This is a genomic window from Gemmatimonas sp., assembly GCF_041689975.1.
In the GTDB taxonomy this organism is placed as follows: Bacteria; Gemmatimonadota; Gemmatimonadetes; order Gemmatimonadales; family Gemmatimonadaceae; genus Gemmatimonas.
This window is the reverse complement of record NZ_JBDNFF010000240.1, coordinates 1-10,899: the sequence shown is the minus strand read 5'-3', so window position 1 is coordinate 10,899 and position 10,899 is coordinate 1. Positions and strand designations below refer to the sequence as shown.

The following is a 10,899-nucleotide window of genomic DNA, read 5'->3' as shown; positions in this document are numbered from 1 at the left end:
TAGAGATCCGCCACGACATCCTCGACGAGGTCGACGGACCGATGCTCCGCCACGGCCTCCAGGACCTCCACGGCAACGTGATCACACTGCCGACCAAGACCGCAGACCGACCCGACCGTGACCGCCTCGACGAGCGCTACACCGCGTTCCGCGCTGCCGGATAGACACGAGGACTACGTTCCCTCGCAGCAGGTGACCATCAACCCGGGGTATCACCAGAGGCAAAATCCAGACGCTGTCGTGATCCCGTCAGGGCGCCCCGTGCGGCGGAGTTGGGTGATCCCGATCATCGCTCGCCGCAACGATCCTCGAGGTAAGGCAGCCCACTGAAGCACCGAAGGCAGGACGCCCACAGGGGCGCTGCCCGCCCGGTACGGCGAAATCAGCCACCGGGCAACACCCCGCGTCCTGCGATCGCGGCCACCATCCCGCGGACAGATGAGTAGACCTCCCCTCCTCTTCCATTGCGCAGAGCCGTCAATGTCGAGGGCACATCCAACCCGACTGCAGCCACACGGGCGACGGCCGGTCCTCCGACCTGGTGGATCGTCAGAACGGTTCCCTTGTCGCCCGCGGCCGACGGGTAGACGATCCCGGCCCGAGCACCCGATGGATTCGTCGACAGCGCGAACCCATAGAGGAACGACTGGTAAATGTCATCGGTGCTCAGCTTCTTCGCGTCATAGAGCTTGTACTTCGTGTCGATGGGAATCCGGCCTGGCGGGCTCGCTGCCTCGACGAGGATGTCCGGCCTGATCTGTGAGTAGGTGCGGCCGGTGCCTTCGTCCCGGATAACCGTCGGTACGCGATGCTGAGCCAGGACCCGATGTTGGTCGTCGTTAGCCAACGACGTGGTCACGAGCCGCTCTACGAAGCGCTCGAAGAGCGGGTTCATGCTGATGAGGAAAGCCCCAACCCCGGCGCCTCTGGTGTTGAAGATATCGTCGAACGCGGTGCCCAAAAGGAGCAGCTTCGCCAACTCGTGAGCCGGCTGATAGCTGGCGTTGCGGCGGCCGTAGGCGATCTCCTGCTCATAGGCACCAACGTCGGAGTGGATCGGCCGACAAACGTCCTCGAGAATCCCGCTGAGCCGGGACGCCGCGGCTCGTATCGACCGGTCCGTCGCCCGCTCCCTGGCCCTGAGGAGGCCCGCAGCAAGTAGCCGATTCTCGGCGATGTCGGCGTCGTACTCGTCATAGTCACACTCGAGCACGTCGACTCGGCCATACCGCCGGATCAACTGGTCTCGATACCTCAACCGGCCACGCAGCACTGGCAACGCCTCTGACTCGGGGCGATAGCTACGGAGCAAACCCGCGCGGACCAAGGCCTCGGCCTCCTCGACCAGGAGCAGGCAGATCAAATCGAGCAGATGACATCCTTCGGCGAGCACTGCACGCCCCCCGAGGCGGTGCAGCAGGTCGACGCTCGAGGCGTACTCCAACATCTGCAGCACGCCGAGTGCCCCTCCGACGTACTTGGGGGTCACATGCACATCGAAACTCGAGAAGCGAGCAACACCCACCCATGACGACGCCAGAATCTCAGCCCGCCCGCCGATCAGCCACCGAACCGTGAGCCGTCCGCCTGCCCCTCCGCTTCCAGCGAGCCGCTCGCTGAGCTGCAGGTCAGCCGGCGAGGGAGACGGCACATCAAACCAGCCGCGCTGGTACTCACCGAGTTGGATCTCGAGCCGAGGACTAGGCATCGGCCTCGGCGTTGAGGTGCTCGGCAAGCTTCGCCGCGAGGAACTCGGGGTCTGCGGCCTCTGCGACAAGGCGCTCGGTCTCCGGATCGACCACCGGGCCAAGGAGAGCTGCAAGGTCCTGATAGTTCTCGTATAGGTACTCCTGCAACAGCGGGAGCAGTTCGTAGCGGAACACCGAGGCAAAGGCCTCGGGGCTCTCGACAGCGACACCGTTGTCCATGAGGACGGCGTGCCCCACCTGCTTCTCTCGACCGACGAGCTCGCGCACCCGAGCGTTCAGCGCGTCCAGGAACACCGCCAGGGAGAGGGGCCCGACCGTGGCCCCTGCCAACAGATCGGAATCGGGCAGCAGCTCGACGAAGGCGAAGCGCCTGCGCAGGGCGGTATCCAAGAGGTGGATGCTCCGGTCCGCGGTGTTCATCGTGCCGATGATCTTGAGGTTGGCCGGTACCGAGAACGCCTCTGAGCTCTGAGGCAGCCGGACCGTCAGGCCACGTTTGTCCCGCTCGATCAAGGTGATGAGCTCACCAAAGACCTTTGGGATGTTCGCTCGATTGATTTCGTCGATCAGGAGCACGTAGTCGTTGGCAGGATCTGCAGCCGCTGCTTGGCACACCTGTTTGAAGACGCCATCAGTGAGCGCGAGTTCGAGGCCCTGTCCAGTGGCAGTTGCAACCGGCCGGAAGCCCTCGACGAAGTCCTCGTAGGTGTAGGAGGGATGGAACGTGACGCGCGTGAGCCGTGGCACCCGCGCTGCTAGGTGGATGGAGATCCCAGGGTTGCGCTCGACAAGGAGGTTGAACATACGGTCCGCCTCGACCGTTGTGAGGGCGAAGAGAGTGCCCTGGCATCTGAAGCGAGCCGGCTCGCTGTTCACGAGTACGCCATCCGACTGAAGATCCTCATAGGTCAATCCATCCGGGATCTGGGCGACGGGCTCAAGAGTAAGGGCCTCATCCGATTCGCTGTCTGGGTCATATTCGGATGTCACACGTGCGAGCCCGACGATCCGCTTGGTGGGAGTCGACTCGTAGGCGACAACCAGGTCGCCGGCGCGCACCTGCTCGTAGTTTCGCTTCAGGCGGCCCAGGGAGTACCCGACGCTCCCGTCCTTGAAGAGGTTGGCCCAGGCCCAATGCGCCGGGTTGGCAACCATGAACCACACGCGGCGATCGACCCCAGCGCTGACGCTCAGGGCCTCCTCCCGCTCGGCCATGAGCTCCGGATCAGCCAGGAGCGCCGCCGACCTTGGGTCCTCGCTTCCGCCTTCGAGGAGCCATACCGCAGCCCTCCGAGCATGGAAGGTCTTGCCGGTACCGGGCGGGCCGTAGAGAACTACCTGCCCCCTCCGGTCGAGTGCCTCCTCGATCGCACGGTAAAGCGGATCCACAGGATCGACGGGGTTTCCGGCTGGACCCCCATCAGAGCTGAAGATCGAGCGATAGAGCGCCGCTGACACCTTGGAGACCGTGGTGGTCTGCCAGGCCTTGACCGGATCGATGGACCGCGCCTTCGACACGTCCCAGTCGACGCCAACCGTGTGGCGGAACTCTTCTCGCTCGCTATTCCACTGATAACCAGCATCGGTGACCGTCCCCAGCGCGAGAACTTCAGAGGTGCCCTTGTTGGCGATGATCTGGTCACCGCGCTCGAGCCCGAAGAGCGTCCACAGCTCGTTTGACTTCCGCGCCACCTGGGGTTCGCTGCCGTTGTAGGGGAAGTGCTCGCGAAAGGCATCGCGGAACTCCTCCTTCGACCCGAACTCGGTGAGGTCACCGACCTCGTCCCACCCGACACAGATGTAGCCACCGGCGAGGCAGTCATTCCAGTACTTGGCCAGCTGGCCCGGGGCGATCTTGAACACACGAGCACCCGTCTTCGGGGCGGCCCAGTGGTAGAGGAAGAGCCCCAGCTCCTGCGTCGGCATACCTGCGAGCGCCGGCACCTCACGAAGAGCAGCGAGGAGATCGCGGTTCGCCACAACCGTCGTCCACGCCGATGCCGGCTCCCCGAGCGTCTTCAGGAAATGGTCGATGTGAGCCTTCGAGCACACCGGCACAAAGGCGTCGGGGAAGTAGCAGTAGAGAAGCTTGACTCGAAGGGCCGCGGCGCCAGAGAGGGCACTGATCGAATCGATCTCGTCGTATCTGCCTTCGGCTGCTGCCTCGAAGGCTTCAACGAACCCCGCTCGAAGCGCGATCCAGGCATCGTCCACGGACGCAAAGCCGTTCGGATAACGCCAGGAGCCGTCTTTGCGCCGGAAGATCAGATGCTTGTTCGACGACCCACCGCTCATGCTGGCAAGGGCGCGAGTGTGGAATTCCATCCACCACGAGATCGTCCCTCCCTCGGTGGTCTGACCGAGTGCGTATGACTCGAGCGACAACTCCGGCCAGATCGCCAGCGGGAACCGTTCGACGAACTCCTCCCGAAGCCTCAGAGCGTTCTCCATCCGCTCCGGTGCATGGTCCCAACTCGCCACCGCGCCCTCGATCGACCCCAGGGTCTCGGCATCCATCTCGTCCACTCCCTCTGCGGCCATGGGCCGCCGCCGTTGGCTTCAACACGCCGACGGTTTTCCCGCTACGAAGCGGCTTGCTGCCGGATTGAACATGCTGCCCCCTTTGCGCAGGAGTCTCTCATCGAAGCGCGCCTTGCGGTCGGGGGCTCACACCCAGATCGCTACCTCACGCTGGAGGGACTCCTCAGGCGGGTCAGGGAGAGTACGAGCGGTCCCCCTCGCGATTCGTCGGGCGGTCCAAGCAACGACAGCTGCATCCACGACATCGTCGGCGACGGCACCTGCGACCTCAGGGATCACGTCAGGCAACACGATGCCGGCGTCTGCCAGCAGACGGCGCCGCAGAAGCAGCCCGTTCCATGACTTCTTCGACCACGCCAGGGGGTGTCCCGCCAGCTCGCAGAACGAGACCTCCGGGTGGGCCTCGAAGACCCGGTCGTCCGACTCGGCCAGCGCTGCGGCCTCCACGATCTTGGGGATGAGTGCCCATGCCTGCTGGGACAGTTTCGGCAGACCCAGGCTTGTGAGCGTCGCGTTGGCGTCCTCATAGGAACCCGCCGTCAGAACCTCGGTGGGTGGGGCTGGGAACACGCTCGACCGGCGAGGACCGATGAAGGCACGCGCCTCGGTGTCGGCACGACGTCGCCCGACGGCGACGTGTCCGATCGGGATATCGATGCCGATCGCCCCGACCGGCTCGGCCCACGCCACGATCTCGCAAAGCGGACCGAGATGGGCATCCCGGAAGCCGTCCCCATCGACGACCACACCAATCCATCCGTGCTTACCTGCCGCATCAATGCCGACCACCCGCCCAGAGCCGGGCCCGGAGGTATCGATTTCGATCTCCGGCAGCGTCATGAGGACGAAGGTGATGTCGAAGCATCACGAAAGGCATCCACCACAAGAGCCACGCCGTCGGCCTTGGTCTGCCGCCCGCCGTTGGTGATACCTCGTCCACTCGTGTGGAACGTCGAGATGTGGCGCCATCGCGCAGCCTCATCGGGGAACTCTTCGGTGAAGCGCCGCCAAGAGTCGTGGGCCTTCGTACCACCCGTCACCACGGTGTGCCCGTCGCGCAGCAACCCGAGCAACTGACGCAGCGGTTCAAGTCCTTCCTTGACCATCCGAGTGTTGAGGCCGCCTTGGTCAGGAAGGAACCACGGGTAGGCGTTCCACGGTGTGACCCGTCGCGGGTTCAGCCCTGCCGCATCAAGGCACTCCCCCACCAACTGCGCAGATGGGTCGTCGTTCTCACAGCCGAGGAACCCGGAGCCACCGTGCTCGGTCGACGTCATCTTCCCCGGGTCTTGATACGGAAGGACGATCCCAGCCTCGACGCCTCCGTCATACGGGGGGATGTAGGGCATCCAGCTTCCGTCACGCTGCTCGGTCAACCGGTCGACGAGGTTGTTCACTGGGCCGACGTGAGGATCGAAGCGGTGTTTCCATTGCTCGTCGCGGAACGAAGGCGACCGCATCCGGCGGTGACCGGAGGGGTCCGTGAGGGATGCGTAGCGGGTTCCTCGGCCGGACGCTTGCCGATGCCGGACTCACCCGCGTGCAGCTCATCGGGTTTGGATGGGCCAATGCACTCGAGGATCCGGCGGCAGGAGTCGATCGAGCGGAGGGTGTCCTCCGTATCGAACGGGACGTGGTGTGCCCATCGATTCCGCATGGTGCGGTAGTCGGCGACAAGGGCATGTCCATCGGACCCGAACGCCTGCGAGAACTCCGTGAGCCACCGCTCACGGAGGACCGAGATCAGGTAGTAGGGGTCGTAGTGCGCGACCCCGTCGCGTTGATCGGGTGGCCATACCCCGAGGCGTTCCTCCATCCACGACCGAAGCTCGACGGCGGCGATCTTGATCGCGTCGCCAACGGCGTTGGCGTTCCCAGGTTCGTCCACCAGGTCAGTCCGTGGGGGCCAAGAAGTACACAGGACGCAGGGGCAACAGGCCCTTTTCACCGTCGTCGATGGCGCCGTAGTGCTCGACCCACAGGTCGAAAAGCTTCTCCATGTCGATAAGTGTGATCCGCCGATTCTCCTGACTCCGCACCTCCCGTTCGGCATCGGATGTGAAGCCCCCGGCCGAGATGTAGAGACCGACGTCGTGCGGGCCGAGGACCGCAAGGAAGGACCGGACCCCGTCAACGTTCGTCTTTTCCAGACGGCGCTTTACCTGGACCTTGATCCGAGGGCCAGTTGCCCCAAGCGGATCGGTATAGGCGACGATGTCAATGCCTCGGTCGGGCCCGGGAGGCGAGACCCAACCAACGTGGTAGCCCATCGCCTTCAGCAGCGCAGCGACGAGATCCTGGAAGTCGTACGGGTCCATGACCGACAGATGCGACTGGATATGGCCCCACGCTGCTTCCTCGGCGATTTCCACGCTCATCGTCTCGGTGATGGCCTCCGCCTCCGACGATACGGCGTCGAGGTCCACGGCGATGTCGCCGGTAGTCCCCCCAGCATCCTCTTGTTCCTTCTTCCATGCCTGGTAGCGGCGCGAACTCTCACGAGCGAAGTCGCGAGGGTCCGAGTAAGTCTCGAAGGCCTCCCGACCTGCCTCCGTCACCGTCCAAGCAGTCCGCGCCTTCTTCAGCCATCCGGCCTTGACGCAGTTCACGGTGTAGAAGCGGGTGGCGATCACACCGCGGCGCTCATTGGGGTTGGACGGGTAGTGCCCTGCCTCGTACTCGGTGAACGGGACCACTTCCTGCATGCGGTCGAGCACCTCGCGACCAGGCAACCCGTTCGGGTTGTCGAGAAGAGTCTGGAACACCGCTCGCAACAGCTCGCCTTGCCGCGCAGTGCTGATCCCTGGTTCGTTCGCCACGTTCGATCCTCCTCAGACCCGATGGAACTCGACGACTTGAGCGTTGAGGTCAAGCTTCGCCGTTCGATACCCCGCGTCGAGCCACGCTCTGGCTTCCACGTGGTTCCCGCTGGCCTCGTTGGCCCACCACGCTTGGTACTGCCGTGCCGACGCCGGAAGGGCAGCTCCAATGATCCCTTCGACCTCGGAGAACGAGAGCTTCACCAGCGCCTCGGCTCGAGCGACGAGATAGTCCCTGAGCGGGTCGTACTTGGCCATCAGGCCACCTCGGATCTCAACGTCGAGGCCCTGGAGGAACTCGGCCAGCTCGACGAACCCGGCGAGGGTGGCGTGTCGGTCTTCGAGTAATTGTCGGCTGAGTTCATGGCTCTCCCACGCTACGCAACGCAGGGACCTCGCTGCCGACCCTTCGCAGAGACCCCGCGATTGGTCGCGAGGTTCTCGCCTAGCCCCGACCACCAGGTCGGCACCGACGGGCAGCAGCGGGGTCTGCCGGCAGCCGTTCTGGATACCGCCCGTGAGACTCACACCAGCGGCCATTGGTCGGGGGCGTAGCCCTCCGGGACCGCCAGAAGTTCCCAGCTCACAACCGTCATCTCCTCGGCCACGGGCTCAAGCATCCAATAACCGACTCGCGAGTTGAAGAAGAAGAAGCCAGTCCCCGGCCCCGACTGGTGCGTGACGTTGGTGGCACGACTGAGATGGCCAAGAGTCACCCCGATGAACGAGGTCACCGTGTACTTGCGAGGGCTCTGAGCGACGTGCCCCCACCGATCGAGCATCAGGGCGTAGGTCTCGGGATGGGCGACGCCGTAGCGGTACTCCACCGCCCCGGTCTCCACCCATTCGTCAGGGCTCAACAGCAGAGGGATGTCGTCGTGAAGAACCAGCTCGTGGGCGACGGCGATCGAGGCGCGTTCTTCTCGTTCGGTGGGGATTCTGGAAGAGGGGTTCGGTGGGGTGTTGGTCGAGGTGGACGTAGCCAAGTTCGTCGATGGCGAGCAGGTCGTAGCGGCCTTAGCGGGCCACGACGCAGGGGAGCTTGTGGTCGTCGCTGGCTTCGGCAAGCCCGTTGCTTCAACAGCCGCAGATCTCGCGGCTACAACGTCGCCGGGGCCAACGGGTCGGCGTCCGTACCGCGAAGGCGCCTAGCGGCCTCGAATGCCTCTCGGGCACTCTCGGTCCAGAACAGAAGGCGGTCCTTCCGAAGACGACCGAGGACGGCCTTGGTGGCTGCGTTGGACCCGGGCCACAGCACCACGATCAGGAGCGTCATCGGTCGGGTGAGCGCCGTGTACACCCACTGGCCGGTCGATTCATCGCCGTCGAACCGTGCCCTGTCCGAGAAGATCACGACCTCTCGTTCGAGCCCCTTGATCGAGAGCATCGACTCGGCGTTCACATCCGCCCATGGCGTGGACGCTCGAACTACAGCAACGACCTCCTGGTCCTGCTCGACGATGGTCACGCTCGGCTTCGCCGTACTCGGCAACAGGGGTCGGAAAGCGTCCAGAACTGCCGCAAGGTCTTCGCCCCACGTCGGGCTGCCACCGTCGAGGACAACAGGACGAGGACCTGACACCGCAGCCTTACGTGACTCCGGAATGATGGAGTCGAGTTCCTCACGATCAGACTCGGGATGCGCCCTCAGAAGCTCGATGCTGAGGGGCTCGATCGCTTCACAGATCCGCAGAGGAAGTCGGTACGACCCTCCCAGCTCGTGCCGCTTCCATTGGCGGGTCCTGAAGCCCGGGCGTCGATAACTCGAACCCAGGTGCATCGACTGGGCCTCGTCGCCGGCGAGGACGAGGCGCCGTGGATCCGGCGGGATGCAACCCAGCAGGCGGATCTCGCTGGCCGTGAAGTCCTGGCATTCGTCGACGAACACGTGCGTCCACTCCTTCGTCACCGCCAGTTGCTCCTCGGCATCGACCCGTGCGCGATGGGCAGTGAAGGCATCGATGCGGGGATGGGTGAAGGAGACGGGCCGGGGTGAACCCATCACCATGTCCCAGACGATGCTGCGCGTCGCGGCAGGCAATGCCTTGATGCGCCCCCTTCGATCGACGGTCAGGTACTCCTTCCGGGTCACCGCTCCTTCGCCGAGTACCACCCGTTCCAACTCGGCGGCGAGGAACTCCGGTGTGAGGTGTGCGTCGTGCCGCCCGACCTCCTTCTGGCCGAGTTGCTCGATCAGAAGGTCCTTCCGTGCCCTCATGACCGACTTCCAAGGCTCGATCTGGCCGCCTCCGGACCGACGGAGAATCTGTGTGGCGATCCGATCACGATTGAGAAGTGTCACCCGAGCCGACGCCGAACCGACCCTCGCTTCGATTCGGTGATGCCCATCCTTGAGTATCTCGTGCCGGTCAATGGCCACGATCGATGATTGCTGAACCCGCTCGGCGACCCACCCAGCGAGTTGGTCAACCGCGGCCTTGTTGAACGCCGTGACAAGGATGTTCGGCTGAAGGGACGGCTTCGTCATCTCAAGAGTTCGGACGACGCGCTCGGCGAGGACGCGGCTCTTCCCCGAACCAGCGGAGCCCACGATGACGGTGAGACGGTCGTCGGGCGTAGCCGCCTCGTCCTGTTCGTCGTCGAGCAGCAAGGTCGGGCCGGTCGGGCCGAAGAGGGTCGCCCCTGCCGCCCCGCTCGGTTCGCATGCAGTCACCACGGGTGAATCCCGTCGCCAGCTCGGAGATTTCCGCAGAAGTCCCTGCGAAACCTCTCCGGTCGCCCTGTACCAGGGCGCGCGAACTGCATCGCAATGCGCCAGATCGCCCTCCCAGAACGGGCCTGGGACCTCGACGGGGCCGAGTCGCCAGCCTCTTGCCTCGAACTCCCCTAACGCCCGGTCCATCACGTCCCGCTTTTTCCAAGACGTCGACACGATCACCTGCTGACAACCTGCTGACTCGCCGAGCCGGGCAAACCGACTGGCCAACTCGTCGACGTGCTCAGCGTCGGAATGGTCGAACAGGTACCCAGCGACAAGGAGATCGGTCGCCGTCGACGGTGGTAGGTCCATCCACGACCCGACCTCGAACGAAGCCGTCACTCGCGTGTGACGGCGACCGCTGGCATCAATTGCGGTGATGAGCTCGCCGAAAGCCCGGCGCGCCGTCTGCACCATGAACGGGCTGGCGTCGACCCCTCGCACCACAATCTGCTCTGGGTGGGGAAGACCGGCGGCCTCAGCGGCGCCGGAGAGCACGGTCAGGGCCGTGGCCACTGCGCCAGTGCCACAACCGATGTCGAGCACATCGAGCGGATCGGTCGAACTCAACACCAAGGGGGCGAGGACGGCCAGTGCGTCGTGGCACCGACGACCGTGGTACCAGAGCGCGTAGCTCACGCCGATGCTCGGTCGGTCGTAGCAACAGTCGCCGTTGCTGCCGAGCTCGAGGAGCTCCTGGAGCCCCTGACTGACTTCCCAAGCGGACCACGAGTTCTCGCTGATCAAGCGGGCACACGCCTGAGCAACGGTGCGATCGACGATCTCGGCGTAGGGCCCCAGGGCCGCGTCCAAGTTCGCGTCTGGCCCAAGAGAACTCACGGGGCGAAGCCCTCTCGGCCCTCGGCCAGCGTCGGCAGGCGATCGCGCAGCGTCTCGATCGCTGCCTGATACCGCGCCGGTGTCCAGTCCATCTCCCGAACCAGAGCCAGGGCCTGGTCACGGGTTCCTACAACGAAGCGCCCGCGCTCGGCGTGGAACGGTTGCACGACGAACTGTCGAACGCCGGTCGCGACGAGGCGATCGGCAAAGGCGACAGGGTCCTCGAGCGGCAGGAGTGGGGTCATCGTGATGGCGCAGTCGATGCCCGCTT

The 10,899-nt window shown here is 64.7% G+C and carries 9 protein-coding genes and 1 pseudogene; all 10 read right to left on the bottom strand.

Features of this window, described 5'->3' with window-relative positions; translation table 11 throughout:
- Positions 1-382 precede the first annotated feature (382 nt).
- Positions 383-1,708, bottom strand: a complete 1,326-nt coding sequence (locus ACESNG_RS15380; RefSeq protein WP_373069636.1) for an McrC family protein — start codon at positions 1,706-1,708, stop codon at positions 383-385.
- Positions 1,701-4,250 (bottom strand): AAA family ATPase, encoded by a 2,550-nt coding sequence (locus tag ACESNG_RS15375; RefSeq protein WP_373069634.1) that lies wholly within the window; start codon positions 4,248-4,250, stop codon positions 1,701-1,703. Before ACESNG_RS15375 ends, ACESNG_RS15380 begins: the two co-directional genes overlap by 8 nt.
- Positions 4,251-4,376: 126 nt before the next feature.
- Complete coding sequence (locus ACESNG_RS15370) at positions 4,377-5,090, bottom strand: DUF429 domain-containing protein (RefSeq protein ID WP_373069632.1); 714 nt, start codon at positions 5,088-5,090, stop codon at positions 4,377-4,379.
- Positions 5,087-5,599: a uracil-DNA glycosylase gene (locus tag ACESNG_RS15365; protein ID WP_373069630.1), complete on the bottom strand. Its 513-nt coding sequence runs from the start codon at positions 5,597-5,599 to the stop codon at positions 5,087-5,089. The genes ACESNG_RS15370 and ACESNG_RS15365 overlap by 4 nt, the downstream gene beginning before the upstream one ends.
- A 44-nt stretch (positions 5,600-5,643) precedes the next feature.
- On the bottom strand, positions 5,644-6,138 hold the full coding sequence (locus ACESNG_RS15360; RefSeq protein WP_373069628.1) for a Swt1 family HEPN domain-containing protein: 495 nt from the start codon (positions 6,136-6,138) through the stop codon (positions 5,644-5,646).
- A 4-nt stretch (positions 6,139-6,142) separates the two neighbouring features.
- Complete coding sequence (locus ACESNG_RS15355; RefSeq protein WP_373069626.1) at positions 6,143-7,069, bottom strand: restriction endonuclease; 927 nt, start codon at positions 7,067-7,069, stop codon at positions 6,143-6,145.
- Positions 7,070-7,081: 12 nt separating this feature from the next.
- The gene (locus ACESNG_RS15350) at positions 7,082-7,609 is read right to left on the bottom strand and encodes a hypothetical protein (RefSeq protein WP_373069624.1); all 528 of its coding nucleotides are present in this window, start codon (positions 7,607-7,609) and stop codon (positions 7,082-7,084) included.
- Positions 7,594-7,929 carry a hypothetical protein gene (locus tag ACESNG_RS15345; protein WP_373069623.1) on the bottom strand — a complete coding sequence of 112 codons (336 nt, stop codon included), beginning with the start codon at positions 7,927-7,929 and terminating at the stop codon, positions 7,594-7,596. The genes ACESNG_RS15350 and ACESNG_RS15345 overlap by 16 nt, the downstream gene beginning before the upstream one ends.
- Positions 7,930-8,168: 239 nt before the next feature.
- A complete protein-coding gene (locus ACESNG_RS15340; protein WP_373069621.1) occupies positions 8,169-10,601 on the bottom strand; it encodes a UvrD-helicase domain-containing protein in 2,433 nt (810 codons plus the stop codon).
- Positions 10,602-10,624: 23 nt separating this feature from the next.
- Positions 10,625-10,899: pseudogene (locus tag ACESNG_RS15335) on the bottom strand (radical SAM protein); the annotation flags it as partial.